This window comes from uncultured Campylobacter sp., assembly GCF_937973075.1.
GTDB lineage: Bacteria > Campylobacterota > Campylobacteria > Campylobacterales > Campylobacteraceae > Campylobacter_B.
Window position 1 is genome coordinate 14,082 of sequence record NZ_CALBWL010000033.1, and the last position, 16,757, is coordinate 30,838.

Annotated in this window: 13 protein-coding genes and 1 CRISPR repeat array; of the genes, 1 reads left to right on the forward strand and 12 read right to left on the reverse strand. The window is 48.3% G+C overall.

Annotated elements, in window-relative coordinates; translation table 11 throughout:
• Positions 1 to 182 precede the first annotated feature (182 nt).
• From Q0274_RS04200 to Q0274_RS04225, 6 genes are read right to left on the reverse strand one after another with little or no spacing between them, the layout of a single operon-like run.
• Positions 183 to 626: a hypothetical protein gene (locus tag Q0274_RS04200; RefSeq protein ID WP_298027931.1), complete on the reverse strand. Its 444-nt coding sequence runs from the start codon at positions 624 to 626 to the stop codon at positions 183 to 185.
• A gap of 49 nt (positions 627 to 675) precedes the next feature.
• Positions 676 to 1,797: a CCA tRNA nucleotidyltransferase gene (locus Q0274_RS04205; RefSeq protein WP_298027932.1), complete on the reverse strand. Its 1,122-nt coding sequence runs from the start codon at positions 1,795 to 1,797 to the stop codon at positions 676 to 678.
• The gene (locus Q0274_RS04210; protein ID WP_298027933.1) at positions 1,757 to 3,115 is read right to left on the reverse strand and encodes a hypothetical protein; all 1,359 of its coding nucleotides are present in this window, start codon (positions 3,113 to 3,115) and stop codon (positions 1,757 to 1,759) included. The genes Q0274_RS04205 and Q0274_RS04210 overlap by 41 nt, the downstream gene beginning before the upstream one ends.
• Complete coding sequence (locus tag Q0274_RS04215) at positions 3,108 to 3,350, reverse strand: hypothetical protein (protein ID WP_298027935.1); 243 nt, start codon at positions 3,348 to 3,350, stop codon at positions 3,108 to 3,110. Before Q0274_RS04215 ends, Q0274_RS04210 begins: the two co-directional genes overlap by 8 nt.
• A 9-nt stretch (positions 3,351 to 3,359) precedes the next feature.
• Complete coding sequence (gene leuB, locus Q0274_RS04220; protein WP_298027936.1) at positions 3,360 to 4,430, reverse strand: 3-isopropylmalate dehydrogenase; 1,071 nt, start codon at positions 4,428 to 4,430, stop codon at positions 3,360 to 3,362.
• 9 nt (positions 4,431 to 4,439) lie between these two features.
• Positions 4,440 to 4,922 (reverse strand): 3-isopropylmalate dehydratase small subunit, encoded by a 483-nt coding sequence (locus tag Q0274_RS04225; RefSeq protein WP_297880232.1) that lies wholly within the window; start codon positions 4,920 to 4,922, stop codon positions 4,440 to 4,442.
• A gap of 405 nt (positions 4,923 to 5,327) precedes the next feature.
• Here Q0274_RS04225 and rpoD point away from each other — a divergent pair, with 405 nt between their 5' ends.
• Positions 5,328 to 7,208, forward strand: coding sequence for an RNA polymerase sigma factor RpoD (rpoD, locus tag Q0274_RS04230; RefSeq protein ID WP_298027938.1), 1,881 nt, complete (start codon positions 5,328 to 5,330; stop codon positions 7,206 to 7,208).
• A gap of 254 nt (positions 7,209 to 7,462) precedes the next feature.
• A CRISPR array of direct repeats spans positions 7,463 to 7,879; the repeat unit is 19 nt; unit sequence GTTTCAAACTCCAGCGGAG.
• A 519-nt stretch (positions 7,880 to 8,398) separates the two neighbouring features.
• Here rpoD and Q0274_RS04235 read toward each other — a convergent pair.
• The 6 genes from Q0274_RS04235 to Q0274_RS04260 all read right to left on the reverse strand — a co-directional run bounded on the left by Q0274_RS04235 (position 8,399) and on the right by Q0274_RS04260 (position 16,324).
• On the reverse strand, positions 8,399 to 9,847 hold the full coding sequence (locus Q0274_RS04235; protein ID WP_298027939.1) for a DKNYY domain-containing protein: 1,449 nt from the start codon (positions 9,845 to 9,847) through the stop codon (positions 8,399 to 8,401).
• Positions 9,848 to 10,035: 188 nt separating this feature from the next.
• Positions 10,036 to 11,277: a uracil-xanthine permease family protein gene (locus Q0274_RS04240; protein WP_298027944.1), complete on the reverse strand. Its 1,242-nt coding sequence runs from the start codon at positions 11,275 to 11,277 to the stop codon at positions 10,036 to 10,038.
• Positions 11,278 to 12,009: 732 nt separating this feature from the next.
• Positions 12,010 to 12,903 (reverse strand): NAD(P)H-dependent glycerol-3-phosphate dehydrogenase, encoded by an 894-nt coding sequence (locus tag Q0274_RS04245; RefSeq protein ID WP_298027946.1) that lies wholly within the window; start codon positions 12,901 to 12,903, stop codon positions 12,010 to 12,012.
• A gap of 991 nt (positions 12,904 to 13,894) precedes the next feature.
• Positions 13,895 to 15,316, reverse strand: a complete 1,422-nt coding sequence (gatB, locus tag Q0274_RS04250; protein WP_298027941.1) for an Asp-tRNA(Asn)/Glu-tRNA(Gln) amidotransferase subunit GatB — start codon at positions 15,314 to 15,316, stop codon at positions 13,895 to 13,897.
• Positions 15,317 to 15,429: 113 nt separating this feature from the next.
• Positions 15,430 to 15,654, reverse strand: a complete 225-nt coding sequence (locus Q0274_RS04255; protein ID WP_005869196.1) for a hypothetical protein — start codon at positions 15,652 to 15,654, stop codon at positions 15,430 to 15,432.
• Complete coding sequence (locus tag Q0274_RS04260; protein WP_298027942.1) at positions 15,644 to 16,324, reverse strand: F0F1 ATP synthase subunit A; 681 nt, start codon at positions 16,322 to 16,324, stop codon at positions 15,644 to 15,646. The genes Q0274_RS04255 and Q0274_RS04260 overlap by 11 nt, the downstream gene beginning before the upstream one ends.
• Positions 16,325 to 16,757: the final 433 nt, after the last annotated feature.

The window sequence follows — 16,757 nt, forward strand, 5'->3', positions numbered from 1 at the left end:
AGCCTTGTAAATTTGAATGGGCAAAATTCCGTATTTTGAAATTCTGCGAAATAAAATTTAGGTTCATGATTTTGCGACGCTGCAGTACGTCAGATTTTTTCTCACAGCGATACGGCTCTTGCGTTTTTCTGCGGTGCGGCGCGAGAACTGCCCCCATAGCACAGGACGCGCGATACGGCTCGCTAAATTTTGCGTTTAATACGACGCAGGCTGTGAGATTTTGCGCCAAGATGTCCTAATCCGCAAAATTTCATCTCGCTGTAATGTGAGCCGTGAAATTCCGCCTCGCTGCTGTATGGTTCGTATAATTTCTCGCCGCAGCGATGCGATCTGCGAAATTCTCTCGATCCATAAAACTTCGCCTCGTGGATTTTCTCCGTGTGGCGGCACGACGGATGAAATTTTAATAGGTAAAATTCTGCGTCGTGAAATCCTACCGAGCTAAGCTTTTTGCTATGAAATCTTACGCCGTAAAAATTTAAATTTCGCTCGCCATAAAAGATAAAATTTCGCGCAGCAAAAATCACGGGATTTCGCCTGCGATCAAAGCAAAAAGCGCATTTTTGCAAAGACGCAGCATTCTTGCAAAACGCGTAAATTTCGTCGCGACGATAGAATTTTTTCATAAAACTAGCTCCTAAATAAAACGGCGATTTTACAGAAATCTCTCTAAATTTACGCTTTTAAAGCCGCTACGAACGCCCTAATCTCCGCTTCTTGCAGCCTCTCGATCTCCTTGCTGATCGCAGCGCCGCGCAGATTGCGAGCGACATCCGCAGCGCAAACCAAGCTTTTAAATTTCTTATCCCAAATCCCAAGCCGCTTTGATGCTTGCACCCTACCTTTACAATACAGCCCGAGCCACTGCTTAAGCGGCATTTTTAGAGCGATTTTACATAGTCGCTCGTCGCTTACCCGCTTAAAAAACGGCTCGCTAAGTAGCCTTTTATAAAGAGAATTTAGCCCTAAATTCTTTAAAATTTTATCTTTATCTAATCCTAAAAAATTCAAAAACGCATATAAAAAAAACATTTCATTTCTCACGAAAGATTCGCCGTGCTCTATGAATTTTATCAGTCGCTCGTGCGTGCGCGGATCAATCCGCAATCCAAAAACCCGCTCATAAAGCCCCAGCTCTTGCATTAGCATCATTCCGTATCGGTGCGCAGGTGCACGAAAAAATTTAATCAGCTCTGCTTTAACGCGCTCGCAACTAAGATCGCTAACGTCGATGCCGTGCATAAGTTCTAAGGTGTGCGGCTCGGCGCGAAGCTCAAATCTCGCAGCAAACTGCACCGCGCGATATACGCGCAAACTATCCTCCACGAAAGTGTGCGGATCAACCACTCGCAAAATCCTCGCGCGCAGATCCGCACACCCGCCGTAAAAATCGAGAACTTTACCGCTTATAGCGTTTATCATCATCGCATTGATTGTAAAATCACGCCGCCTACTAGCCTCATGTTCGTCCGTAGCCAAAGCGACACTGAAGCCCTTGTGTCCGATGCCTGTCTTACTCTCGGTGCGCGGAAGCGAGATGTCAAAGCTTTTGTATTTATAGACGAAGTAGCTTTTGCCGACGCCCTGTGCGCCGAAGTCCTGCATAATTTGCTCGAAACGGTGCGGACCCACATCATAAAGCTCCACATCCACATCAGCGCTAGCCCGCCCCAAAAAATGATCGCGTACGCAGCCGCCCACCAGATAGATGCGCGAGCTAAATTTTTTAAGATAATCTAAAAGCGCGATGAAATCGTTATTTTGGTAGATTTTCAAGTCGGTTTTCGATACTTGCAAGCAAAAATTCCATAAATTTTAAATTTAGCTCCACGCGCGCGTTCAAATCGCCATTCTCAAAAGCGTTCAGCCCCTCAAAAAGCACTAAAATTCGCTCTTTTATCGCGCTCAAAAACTCCGCTTCGCTTGAAATTTTAAAATCTGCATTTGCGAGATATTTTGATTTATCGCCCGCTTGTCTCGCGGCCCCGAGATGTCGCGCTTCCTCGGGCTGGCACGTGGCGGAATTTTGAGCACCAGAAGAGGCAAGGCTTCCCACTTGCATATCCTGTGCGGCAGAATTGCGAAGCTGCGGCGTGGCGAGCTCATCGTCTCGCACCCCGGGCGTCGTAAAATTCTGCGGCTGCGAAACGAAATTTTGCTGGCGCGTGGCAGCATTGCGGATATTTAGCGCGACGGAATTTTGAGCTTGAAGCGACGCTAAATCCTGCTTTTTAGAATGCGCCGTACCGAAATAATCGTCAGCTTCGTTTTCTTTGAAATCAGAGCCAGGCCCAAAATCGTCATTGCTTAGCTCCTTAAAATGCGCGCCTAAAATACGAGGCGTCAAATCTTGCTCACTTTGGGAGTCGTCATCCGTAGAATTTAGTGCTAATTCAAAATCTTTACTTTCGGCAGAGCTTCGCGGTATGCTTGTGTCCCTGCTTTGCGGCGAAATAAACCCATTCATATCGCTGCCTAAACTATCGTAAATTTCGCCTGCGATGCCCGATAAATCACGAAAGCTTTCGTCAAATTTTGCGGCGGAGCTTTTTAAAATTTCATCGTTTGCAAAAGCAGTATTTGCGGAATCTTTGCCACTTGCAGAAGCGGAATTTATAAAATTTTCTCCATTTAAAGAGACGGAAACCACGGAATTTTCACTGCTTGTAAGATCAGAGTTTTTAAAATTCTCCTCGCCTGAAAAAGTAAAATTTTCATCTTTTGCAGCAGATTTTTTTAAAGTAGCGTCCGCCGTAAATTCCGTGCCGCTAGGTGCAGAGTTCTTGCGTGCCAGAGCATTTGAACGATCTAGGGCAGAATTTAAATCGTCCGATGGAACAAAGCGCGAAGTGGAATTTTTAGTATCTAAGGAAGTGAAATTTTGCGCGTTTGATGAAGCGATATCCGGCGCAGATGTAGAATTTAAGGCATCAGGTGCAATGGGATCTGGCGTAAAAGAAGCGGGGCTTAAAGCATCCTGCGAAGTCTGCGATCCTGCTTCAGCACTGTTTGCATTCACAGCCCCCTCTTGCTGTGCCGCCAAATCTTGCGCGCGCTTTTGTGCTTTCATCTCATTTACTGCTTCGATGATATTTTCCAGTTCATTTTCATACATCAATTAGCCACCTCTTAAATTCCGCTTGTTTGCGCGCATCGACGCTTAAAAATCGCTCTAACATCGCCATATTAACGCCAGAGCTTACCCGGTGATTTAAATTTAGCCGCGCAAAAAGCACCGCCGCATCGCCATCTTGCGGATTATCGCATAAAATACCGCGGCAAATCCGCATCGCGCCGTAGATATCGCCTTTTTTCTCAAGCTCCATAGCGTATGCTAGTGCGCCATTCAAAGCTGGCTCCTAAGCCTTAGCCGCGTAATCTGCGATGATCGAGCCGATCTCTGCGGTCGAGCAAATTTCTTTGGCATCGTACTGCGCGATATCCTTGGTGCGGTATCCATCGCGAAGCACGGCGCGTACGGCGCTTTCGATCGCCGCTGCGGCCTCATTTTCGCCGAATGCGTATTTTAGCATCATAGCCGCACTTAAGATCGTAGCGATCGGGTTTGCGATGCCCTGCCCCGCGATGTCTGGTGCGCTGCCGTGGATCGGCTCATAGATGCCTACCTTGCCGCCGATACTCGCACTCGGAAGCAGCCCGATCGAGCCGCAGATCATACTCGCTTCGTCGCTTAAAATATCGCCGAACAAATTCTCCGTCAAAATCACGTCGAACTGCGCAGGCGCCCGCACGAGCTGCATCGCGGCGTTATCAACGTACATAAACTCCAAATTTATTCCCGCATAATTTTTGGCTAGCTCGCTTACGACCTCGCGCCACAGCTGGCTTGTTTCAAGCACGTTGGCTTTATCCACGAGCGTTATCTTTTTATTTCGCAAAAGCGCGGCCTCAAACGCGACCTTAGCCACGCGCTCGATCTCGGCGGCGTTGTAGCACATCGTATTTAGCGCATCCTTTTCGTTTTTAACGCGCGGCTGTCCGAAATAAATCCCGCCCGTAAGCTCGCGCACCACCATTATATCGACGCCCTTGATGATCTCCGGCTTTAGCGTCGAAGCGTTTATCAGCTCATCAAAAATTATCGCGGGACGCAAATTTGCAAACGCTCCAAGCTCTTTGCGAATTTTTAGCAGTCCGCTTTCGGGGCGCAGTTCACGCGGCAGGCCGTCCCATTTAGCGCCGCCGATCGCACCGAAAAGCACCGCATCGCTCGATTTAGCGGTATTTAGCGTCTCATCCGGAAGCGGAACGCCCATAATATCGATCGCCGCGCCGCCCATCAAGCGGTAGTCAAAATTTAGCTCAAAATTAAATTTATGGCTTACGGCATCCAGTACCTTGATCGCTTCTTCGATGATCTCAGGGCCGATTCCGTCGCCTTTTATCACGCATACGTCGTACTTTTTCATCCAAATTCCTTACAAGTTTATCTTTGTTTTTGCATAATTTATCGCTCCGCCTGCGTCGAGGAGCTTTTGCATAAACTCGGGGATCGCGCCGAATTTATACTGCGTTTTTTGAGTTAAATTTTTAATTACGCCGCCCTTCAGATCAATGCTAAGCTCGTCGCCCTGCGCGATCTTATCCGTCTCGTCGCATTCGAGGATCAAAAAACCCGTGTTGAAGCTGTTTCGATAAAAAATCCTAGCGAAGTTTTTTGCGATCACGCATGAAATTCCGGCAGCCTTAAGCGCCATCGGAGCGTGCTCGCGCGAGCTGCCGCAGCCGAAATTTTTCCCCGCTACGATGATATCGCCGCGAGCTATTTTGGACGAAAAATCCTTGTCCGCATCCTCCATAATGTGCGTCGCAAGCACCGCCGCATCGGAGGTATTTAGGTAGCGCGCCGCGATAATAATGTCGGTGTCGATATCATCGCCGAATTTCCATACTTTTGCCATATTTCCGCCTTAAATTTTAAAATAGATGCGCGATTTTACCGACAAATTTATTAAAATCCGCTCAATCGCTCCGATATGAGGGCGGAATTCCTCGCTTGAAATTTAGGGCTAAATTAAACGCGAGAGCACAGAGATAGAAAGTACGTAGGCGTTAAATTTTAAATCGGCGGCGTAAAGGAAGCGGATTTTTTGCTCGCTAATTTTCGTCTTGCGAACGCAGAATTTTAGCGAGCGATCTTAAATTTAGCTAAAAATATAACCTAAATTTTAAAATTTAGCCTAATTTTTAGGATTTGAAAAATTATTAAATTTAGATAGTTTGCGCCGCATATAAGCAAAAATAAAGAGCGTTTCGGTATAATCCAATTTTTCAAAACCAAATACACAACGACACAAGGAGATTTTATGGCGAGCCCAAAAGACGCCTTAAGCCCCATCGAGCAGTTCTTCGACGAAAATCAGAAAAGCTACATCACCTACGAAAGACTGATAAAATTTTTCGACAAAGCCCCCACCGCAACGGCCGTTAAGAAGGTCGAAGCGCTTACGAAAAAATTCGACGTCGAGCTGATCTCCGCCGCAGAAATCTCCAAAATCAAAAATTTAGAGGACGCGAAACTCAAAGAAGCGACGCAAAAAAGGCTGCTGGACGAGGGCTGGGACGAGGAGTTTGACCTATCCAGCGACGTTGAGCTTTTGGAGTGGAGCCGTTCTGATAGCCCGGTGCGGATGTATCTGCGCGAAATGGGGCAGATTCCGCTATTAACGAAAGAGGAGGAGATCGAGATCAGCAAAAAAATCGAGCTCGGTGAGGACATCATCATCGACGCGTTTTGCTCGGTGCCGTACTTAATAGACTTCATTTTAGATTATAAAGAGCCGCTCATCAACCGCGAACGCCGCGTCAAGGAGCTTTTTAAGAGCTTTGACGACAGCGACGAAGAGGGTGAAGAGGAGGACGAAGAGGAACTATCGGAGGAGGATTACGACGACGAGGAGGATGAGGAGAGCGCGGACGAGGCGAAGCAAAGGCGATCTAGAAAGAACGATAAGCGCGCTTTAAAGGTCATCGAAAGCTTCAAGGCTCTCGAAAAAGCCAAAAAGGACTGGATGAAATTTGCCGAGAAAAACGCCGAAGCGATTAAGGAGAGCAAGGGAATTTTATCGAAGCTAAATTTGGCGTTTAAAAAGAAAATTTTAAAAGAAAAGCTCATGGATCTGGGACCGACTAGTAAGCTCATCACCGAGATCGTAAAATCGATGGAGACCGCGCTAAAAAGCGACGAGGGCTTTGAAAAAGAGCTCAAGCGCCTGGAATACAAGCTGCCGATGTTTAGCGCCGAACTGCGCGAAAATCATAAAAAAATCCTAAAAGATATCACGAAGCTCAGTAAGGACGACATCATCGCGCGCGTGCCGGAAGCTACGATGGTCTCGACCTACGTCGATATTAAAAAGCTTTTTTTGACCAAAGAGGCGAGCAAAAAAAGCTTCAACCTCGAGCCCGAGCGGCTGAAAGAAATTTTAGAGCAGATCAAGCGCGGCAAGCGCATCAGCGATAACGCAAAGGCGCGCATGGCGAAGTCCAACCTGCGCCTGGTCGTCTCTATCGCCAAGCGCTACACGAACCGCGGGCTGCCGTTTTTGGACCTCATCCAGGAGGGTAATATCGGGCTTATGAAAGCGGTGGATAAATTTGAATACAAACGCGGTTATAAATTTTCGACCTACGCGACGTGGTGGATCCGCCAGGCGATCAGCCGCGCCATCGCCGATCAAGCGCGCACGATCCGCATCCCGATCCATATGATTGAGACTATAAATCGAATTAATAAAATCACGCGCAAATATATGCAAGAAGGCGGCAAGGAGCCCGATATCAACGTCATCGCGCAAGAGGTAGGCCTTAGCGTCGATAAGGTAAAGCAGGTCATCAAAATCACAAAGGAGCCGATCAGCCTAGAAGCGCCGATCGGAAACGAGGACGACGGTAAATTCGGCGATTTTGTCGAGGACAAAAGCTCGGTTTCGCCGATCGAGCAAATTTTAAAATCCGATCTCAAAGAGCAGATCGACGATATCTTAGAACAGCTCAATGACCGCGAGCGCACGGTGATCCGCATGCGATTCGGACTACTTGACGACGAGAGCGACCGCACGCTCGAAGAGATCGGCAAGGAGCTCAACATCACTCGCGAGCGCGTCCGCCAGATCGAAAGCTCGGCGATCAAAAAGCTAAAACACCCAAAGATCGGCCGCAAACTCAAAACCTATATCGAGAGCTAGAGCAAAACGCCGATATAATTTACTCTTTGAACGCCCGGCAAATTTAAAATCCGTTAGATAGCCGGGCTTTGACATCGGCATGATTGATCCTGATGCACGACAAAATTTAAATCCGCTAAGATCTAAGCCGGAGCCTTCAATAGTGTATTTTTAGTCTAAATTTATCAAATAGGACGCAAATCAGGGCACAGTAAAATGCAGTAGCACTCACTTGAAACGCCGATTTTGAGATGCTTAAGGTTTGAAATCCGTAGGTTTCAAACTCCAACGGAGAAAATTTATACCTCAATGGCGGCTGGTGGTGCCTGCCGATATGAAGTTTCAAACTCTATCGGAGTAAATTTCACAGATCGCTTTGCTCTATCTCTTTGTATGCGCTAGTTTCAAACTCTATCGGAGTAAATTTACACATAATGGCAAATTTTGAAGAGACATCGATCGGCTTGTTTCAAACTCCAGCGGAGGAAATTTACACTACAAAGAATCGAGCGAAATTCTTGCCAACGGCAGGTTTCAAACTCCAGCGGAGAAAATTTACACCAAATTTTTTTCTTTCAGAAGCCATCATTTAACCTTGTTTCAAACTCCAGCGGAGAAAATTTACACCAGCAAGAGGCAAAGATTTCCTAGGGAGCATAATAGTTTCAAACTCCAGCGGAGAAAATTTACACAGCGTTAGGAATTCTATTTTTCCAAGCTATGAATATTTGAAATTTATATTTTTGTCCCTTAAATTTAGATAAATGGCAAAGGCGGCTTAGAATAAAACGCCGCATTTGCAGTATTTTGCAAATCTTAGTCAAAGCTTTATCTGCGTATTTATAAAATTCCGACTAAAATAGGTAGCGCAATTTAAAGTCGCAAAAGCGTCATCGTTTCGGCTTACTATCATTTCGCCTCGCATCATCTAGCTGGCTTACTGCGCGCTGACAAACCGGCAACTCGGCACCGGCAAACTTTGACACACGTTCAAATCGCATCCCGCTTACCGCACTGCCCGCACCCGCAATCGCAACGCCCATAAATTTGCCGCATTGCTGCGCTGGCAACCGCAATACTATATTAAATTTACTGCTCCGCCGTGCCGTCCCGCTCTTAAAATTTACCTTCTTTAGCCAAGGGTGCGCTGGATAACACGACGTCGGTATTTTTGTCTTGCTCTAAATTTACCTTCCGTACCGCTGCTAAATTTAGCCGCGTCGCAAGCTGCGCTTTCTAAGGCAGCTATAAATCCAAGCTCCGAGCAACAAAACCACCGCAAGGCAATACATGTAAAAGGCCGCGCCGTTTTCATACTCCACGTCCTGTGCGCTAAAGACTTGCTGCGACATTTCGGGGTTTCGCGCCGCCTCGTCCGCTATCTGCGCCATCACCTCCTCGTCATGTACCTCAAGCGTGATCTTTCGCAGCTCGATGAAATTCGTCCGCTTATCCAGATGCCTGCCGCTGCGACCCGTGACGTAAACGCTATGCGAGTAGAAATTTAGATAGTAAAATCCCGCGTCGTCCTTCAAAAGCCTCTCCGAGATCTGCCGCACGGCGCCTTTAAACGGATTGTCGCCCGCCCTTTTTAGCGCGCTTAGCCGGCTGGCGTCTGCGCCAAATTTATAATAAACGTACCAAAACGTGTCCTTGAGCCAGCCCTCAATGCCGCTGCCGCGCGGGCGATTTAAAATTTTATCCTTACTTAGATAAAATATACCGTTTTTGCTCGCAAACAGTATGTATTCCTGATGCCCGCTCTGAAAATTTAGCGGCGTATAGGGCTCGTTTGCGGCCTCAAATCTCTCGCCGTCCATAAACACCGCGCCCGCGGCGGGATCATAAAGAAACTCTATGCCGGCGTTTGGCTCCACGAGATACATCTGCTCGCTAGGAGTGAAATTTAGCCTTTCGCCGTCCGCATAAACGCTGCGTCCGTCGCTTAGCCACCGATCGACCGGGCGAAAGTGCGCGGGCGAATCGGGACCGTCTTCGTGTATGATTTTTAGCCTTATCTGTTTTAGATTTTTTGCATCCGCACCCGCTAAAATTTTACCCTCGTAAAATACCCGCTCGCCGTCGGTGGCGACGTAGGGGCTCTCGGTCAGAGGCGAGATGGGCGCGCTAGTATCAAGTCTAGCGTAGGGATAGTTGTACTCCTGCGGCCAATTGGAGAACCCGAACGCATGGAAAAATACCTTGTAAATGTAGCTTATCGCGCCGCCCGTGCGCTGCGTGACGTCCGAGCAGAAGTAGCTTACGCGCCCATCGCTGTAGTAGCGAGAGCCGATCTTTTGCGTGCGAGCGGGATCCAGCCCCGACATCTTGCGAGCGCCGCAAAATACGCTACTAGCGTCCATACCGACGTTTGCATAGGAGTATCTGCCGGTATCAAGCGCGCGAAAGCTCGCCGCGTCCGCGCCGCCCTCTAACTCGTAGGGAGCGAGATTCCAAGAGCGTAGGTAAATTTTGCCGCCGATGTTGAAATAATCGCTGTGGCCGATCTTTTGCGCGTCCGCAGGCAGCTCGCGCGAGCGGTCATACACCGATAGCTCATAGATAAAAACGAGCGAGACGAAAAGCGGCACGAAAAGTACCGCAAAAAGAAGCCTTAGCGCCTTTTTATCAAATTTGCTTAAATTATTCGCCTTTTTCATAAGGCAATTATATATCTTGCTAGTTTAAAACGTTAGAAATTTAAAAGCGTCTGCGGGGGAAATTTTAAAATTTAGGCTGCGGTAAATTTGGCGGCGAAAGCCGCGGGGTAAATTTATTTGACGGCAAAGCCTCAGCTCAAATTTACCCGCAATCGCGCGAAACGACGCAAGCTCCGCGTAAATTTAACTCAGTATCCGTCAAAATGCTTGGTCTTTGGCAGAACCAAATTTAGCGTGATGCCGATGAGCGCGCCAAGCCCCACGCCGCTAAAGCTCATCGCGCCAAAGTCCAGCACCATGCCGCCGATCGCGCAGACAAAGATAAGCGCGACGATGATCATATTGCGCGGCTCGGCCAGATCCACGCTATTTTTTATGAGCGTTTCCATACCCACGCTAGCGATGATACCGAAAAGCAGCAGCATAATGCCGCCGATGACTGGAGCGGGGATCGTGGAGAGCGCGGCACCGAGCTTGCCCACGAAGGCTAGCAGTATCGCTGCAAGCGCGGCAAAGGTCATGATGGCGGGATTGTAGGCTTTCGTGATGCTGACTGCGCCCGTAACCTCTGAGTAGGTGGTGTTCGGCGGTCCGCCAAAGCAGCCTGCCAGCGACGTCGCGAGTCCGTCGCCCAGCAGCGTGCTTTTAAGCCCTGGATTTTTTAGGAAATTTTCCTTTGTGACGTTGCTGATCGCAAGCATATCGCCGATGTGCTCGATCGCGGGCGCGATGGCGATAGGCACCATGTAGATCACCGCTTCGAGTTTGAAAACCGGCACGGTGAAATGCGGCAGCACAAACCACGGCGCGTTTAGAATCGGCGTAAAATCCACGATGCCGACAAACAGCGACGCGCAGTATCCAGCCGCGATACCGCACAGTATCGGTACGAGGCGCAGCATGCCGCGTCCAAACATCATCACGACGATAACCGCCGAGAGCGAGATGAGCGCGATCGTAAGCGACTGGCCTTGCGTATAGAGCGCCTCTTTGCCTTTGCCCATGACCATATTTACGGCCGCGGGCGAGAGGATGAGGCCGATCGTCATGATGACGGGACCGACGACTACGGGCGGTAAAATTTTATGCAAAAACCCCTCGCCTTTGAGCCTAATGAGCAGGCTCAGAACCACGTAAAACAGCCCTGCCGCGATCACTCCGCTCATAGTCGCGGCGATACCCCACTCCTTCACGCCAAAGCTTAGCGGCGCGATGAACGCGAAGCTAGACGCAAGAAAGATCGGCGGGACGTGTTTACGCGTGATGAACTGAAACAGCAGCGTACCGATACCCGCCGTAAACAGTGCCACGGACGTATCAAGCCCCGTTAATATCGGCACCAGCACGAGTGCGCCGAACGCCACGAATAAAAACTGTACGCCGACAAGAGCGTCGCGTAGCCTGAGATTGTAGCCTTCGTATTTTTCCATCTTCTCCTCTTTTATCTTTGCGGCTTGCTTCGCGAGCTTCTTTAACGGAGCTAGTAAAAATTTAGCTTGATAGGCTATATGCCTTATCTTCGCTAAATCTTTACGTAGCAACCCTTAAATCCATCTTGCGATCCTTCACCTTGGCTCCTGTATTAAAATTTATAATACACCGACATTCTGTAAAATTTTAACTAGCCGCAGTCGCGGACGAGCAGTCCGCTCCTTTGCAAGCACTAAAAATTTATCGAAACTGCACATCATCTGTCTTGAATATTTTCAAAATTTACGCCTTTCCGCCTCGTCTAAAGAAAAAATACCACGCCTTAATTTTTAAATCTGACACATCAAAAATTTTGACCTACCCAGTCGCAGACGGGCAGTCCGCTCCACCCTCCACTGCCGACCATCGGCGGCTGCAAGCAAAACGAAGCAGTAGCGCTCCAGACTACCTGCGATCCACCTTAAATGTTTTAAAATTTTAGCCTCTTTTAAAATTTTACGACCTCGCTTTGAAATTTCGCACTCAAGCTTAAAGCTAAATTTTAAGTCAAAGCCGCAAGGCGAAAATCAAGCCCATAAAATTATCAGGCAAAGCCGCGTAGACATATCCAAACAAACACCGACCGGAATCCGCAAACCAGCAACTAAATTTCACGAACATAGCAGATAAATCAAAAACCTATGTAAGCCGAATCCGCCACTAAAATTTAGCGAGAGAATTCCGCCATGCAGCTATTTTTTGCGCAGCAGATCCTTCAGGCTCGCTCTTACGTCCTTGCCACGCAGAATTTGCGCGACCTCAGTAGCGATCGGAGCGTAGATCTTGTGCTTTGTCGCGATATTTACGACCGCTTCGGTCGTAGCCACGCCCTCGGCGACCTCGCCCAACTCGCGCAAAATTTCCTCGAGCCTCTTACCGCGCGCAAGCCCTAGTCCCACGCGGTAGTTTCGCGATAGCGCGCTCGAGGCGGTCAAAAACAGATCGCCCACGCCGCTTAAGCCCAAAAAGGTCTCGTCTCGCGCGCCGAAAAACTTACCGAAGCGCGCGATCTCTACGATGCCGCGCGCGATCAAACTCGCTCTAGCGTTATTTCCGAGCTCGAGCCCATCGCAAACGCCGCTAGCAATGGCGATGACGTTTTTATACGCGCCGCACACCTCTGCGCCAATGATATCGCCACTAGTGTAGGTCTTGATGTAGGCAGGGAAGGCGCTTGCGAAAAGTTCGGCTAGATTTTCGTTACACGAGCTTACGACGAGCGCGCAAGGCAACTTCTGCATGACTTCGGTAGCAAACGACGGACCTGATAGATAAGCAAGATTGCCGCGCGCGACATACGATTCAAAAATTTCGTTTAAAAACCTACCGCTTGCCGCGTCGATGCCCTTGGAAGCGACTAGAATTTTTTGATTTTTGTAGGTGAAATTTTGATCCAGCCACTGCGCGGTTTGTTGTGCCGCGAGCGCGAAAACGAGCGCTTCGCACTCCAATGCCTCGCTCACGCTTACAAAATGCGGAATTTGCCTTGGCGTGCGCGAAGTGATGACGCATTCGTTTTTCGCGCTAAGCGCGTCAAAAAGCGCGCTGCCCCATTTGCCCGCGCCGATAACCGCGATTTTCATTATATTCCTTTTTAAAAATTTATTCGCAAATTTGCGGTTTTTCAAATTTCATTCTCTTGAAATTCCCGCTCTTTGAAAAATTAGCCCAAAAGCGCCGACATGAGCCTGCACAAATGCTAGCCGAAGCCACGCTTTAAAATTCGCTTTTTGAAATTTCATCTCGTCAAAATTTCGTCTCATTAAAATTTTGCGCTTTTGAAATTTACTCAGCCAAAACTTCGCTTTTTTTAAAATTTACCTCACTAAAATTTCATACTTTTAAGGTTTTGCTCTTCCGCCAAAAAACACTTTCACAAAAGGCGCGGCAGTGAACGAATGAGAATTTTGAAACTTCATTATACGTTTTAAAATTTCACTCACGTATCGCCAAGGCAAATCAAATTTTTAAAAATTTTACTCAGACAGCTAAGCGCAAATCGCGCTTTTAAATCCGCTTAAATCTATCAAGGCGTGCTTTGAGCCTATATGATCTTGCGGTCGCTCGCCACGTTATCGTTTGGCGCAAGGTTTGGGGCACGCGCATCCGACGCAGCGATTGATTAAATTTAGCCTGCACATGGACTCGCCGCTCAAATTCGACCCTGCGTATTCGATCCTATCCGCGCACCCCGAGCTTCCGTTCTCGCTCTCTCAAGCAGAGCAATTTTACGCATTCCCTGCAAGCTTTGCCGCGCTTTGACGGTAGCCGTGAGTAAAAATTCCTAACTGACGTGCTTCTTAAACCACTCCGTCGCAGACCGACACTCGACGCAAACGGCTCGCGCACGAGAAAAAACGAGCTCAAAAGAACAAAACGTGCGCGAGGCAGAGCAGGTAGCCGCCGAGATCGCGCCGAATGAAATATAACACGCAAAAACCTTCGTCATTGGCGCGTGAAAGCTTTAGCTCGAAGCAAAACGTTACGGGCGGATTTAAAATTTATCCCAGAGGCTTTATCTATCGCGCTCACACCGCCGCCTTTAATTCGCCGTTTGCTGCCGCAGAAGCTGCGAAATCAGCCCAGCTTCTGTTTCAGAAGCTCGTTCACCTTCGCAGGATTAAATGCGCCCTTACCCTCTTTCATCACTTGGCCTACGAAGAAGCCAAATAGCTTGTCCTTGCCGCCGCGGTAGTCCGCAACCTTCTCCTCGTTCGCGCTCATCACGCGCGCTATGATCTCCAAAATCGCGCCGTCGTCGCTTACCTGCCTCAAGCCCAGCTTATCGATGACCGAGCTTACAGCCTCGTCGTGCTCCATTAGATAATCAAGCACCTCTTTGGCGGCCTTTTGCGATACAGCGCCGCCTTCGATCGCGCTTAAAAGCTCGCTCATCTTCGCGCTACCTACGGGCGAATCCTCAATCGTAACGCCGTTTTTGAGCCTGCCCGCAAGCTCGACGGTAAGCCAGCTGACGCAGAGTTTGGGCTCGTGCCCCGCCGCGATCAGATCCTCAAAAAATCGCGCGTTTTCGTAGGTCGAGATTATGATCTCGGCATCCTTCTCTTTAACGCCCAGCTCGCGGACGTAGCGTGCCTTTTTTTGATCGGGCAGCTCGGGGATCTGCTGCGCAGCAGCCAGCATCTCGTCATCCACGATCACGGTTAGCAGGTCGGGGTCTGGGAAGTAGCGATACTCGGCGCTGTCTTCTTTGCTGCGCATCGGCTTAGTGATGAGCTTAGCGGTATCAAAAAGGCGCGTTTCTTGCACGACCTCTTGCTCATATTTGCCGTCCTGCCACGCTTCGATCTGACGCTCGATCTCGAACTCGATCGCTTTTTGGATAAATTTAAAGGAGTTTAAATTTTTAATCTCCACGCGCGTGTAGAGCTTTTGCTCGCCTTGCGGACGGATGCTGACGTTTACGTCGCAGCGAAACGAGCCCTCTTGCATGTTCGCGTCGCTGATATTTAAAAAGCGCAAAATGCTGTGGAGTTTTTTCAGATACGCGACCGCCTCGTCCGCAGAGCGCATATCAGGCTCGCTTACGATCTCCAAAAGCGGCGTACCGGCGCGATTTAGATCGACTAGGCTTCGCGAGCTTTCGTGGTTATTTTTGCCCGCGTCCTCCTCCAGGTGCGCGCGCGTGATGCCGATGCGCTTGCTCTGTCCGTCCGCAGCTATAAAAAGCTCGCCGTGCTCGACGATCGGGATCGTCCACTGCGAAATTTGATACGCCTTGGGAAGGTCGGGGTAGAAGTAGTTTTTGCGGTCGAATACCGACTTGCGATTGATCGTCGCATTGACGGCGGTGCCGAAGCTGATGGCTTTTTTAACCGCCTCCTCGTTTAGCACGGGAAGAGCGCCCGGAAGCGCCAGGCAGGTCGGGCAGACGTGCGAATTTGCCTCGTCGCCGAAGCTCGTGGGGCAGGAGCAGAAAATTTTGGTTTTGGTATTTAGCTGGCAGTGTACCTCCAGGCCGATCACGGTTTCAAACATAAACTTAACCTTTTAGAATAAAAATTTCGCGTAATTTTACAATTTTTTGCTTTAATACTCGCTTGTAGCGGCGTACGGCGCGGCTAAATTTTAAAATTTAATCGAATAGATTTCTATTCGCCGCCATGAAGGAGCTTTTCTTTCAGATCGAAAACATCGACCATCAAGCAGGTGATGATGACGCATATCACGCCGGGAGCGGTGCAGATGAAGAGAAATTTTAACCCCAAGAAATAAAATGACGGATAGGCAAAAAAGACGAATGCGCCGACGAAGATCAATCCGAACGACGCACCCACGAGGAAGTATAAGAAATTTCGCTTAAAATTAATGCTCATCGACGATCACGGCGCCCGCTAGATAAACGTAGCTTAAAACCATGAAAATAAAAGTCTGCAAAATCGCCATAAAAGTAAGCAGCGCAAACGGAACCATCGGTATTAGCGCAGGAGCGAGAGAAAGCATAATAAGCAGGAAGGTATTGTCGCCTTTGATGTTTCCGAAAAGTCGGAAAGAAAGCGATACGACGCGCGAAAAATGCGAGACGATCTCTATGACGAACATAAACGGAGCTAGGATTTTCACGGGCCCCATAAAGTGCTTTAGGTAGTTGATCACACCGTGCTCGCGAACGCCCTCAAAATGATAGTATAACCAAACACAAAGCGTAAGCGAAAGAGTTAAATTTAAACTCGCACTCGGCGACTCAAAGCCCGGCACCAATCCGATAACGTTACTAAAAAATATCACAAATCCCAATGTTGCGATTAGCGGGAGATATTTTTTGGCTTGTTCCTCGCTACCCATCGCGTCCTTACCGATCGTTAGCACGCCGCTTAGGTAGGCTTCGGCGATATTTTGCATGCCATGTGGCACAAGCTGAAGCGAGCGAGTGGAACAAAGCGCGACGGCTACGATGATAGCGACGACCAAAAAGAAGTAAAAAAGGTAGATAAAAGTGTGGTCGTAAGAAATTAAACCGCCGAAAAGAAAGATGTCTTTTAGCATAAAAACCCTTGATCGTTAAAATTTGAGGCGTATTTTACACTTCTATTCGTTAAAGTATATTTAAATTTGCGTCAGCGAATAAAATTTTGAGCTTTGCGAGTTCTTGCACCGCTTTGCTTGCCTAGTACTTTCGTCTAGCTTGCACGCTATTTATGCGGGAATTTTGCGTTTTTCTTTGGCATTTAGCTCTATATTTATAGCAAATGACAAAATTTTTGCTAGTAAGCACGAAATTTGCAGCTACACTGCCAATTCACTATTTTTGCAAAATAGAATTTATCTGGCGTATACAGAGAAGCCCTAAACCGGTTGCGTGGTAAAATTTACGTTTACGAATACGAAAAATACAATAAAATTATACCGCGACGGCGCCGTGGCGAATTCCAAGAATTCCAAGAATTCCAAGAATTCCAAGAATTCCAAGAATTCCAAG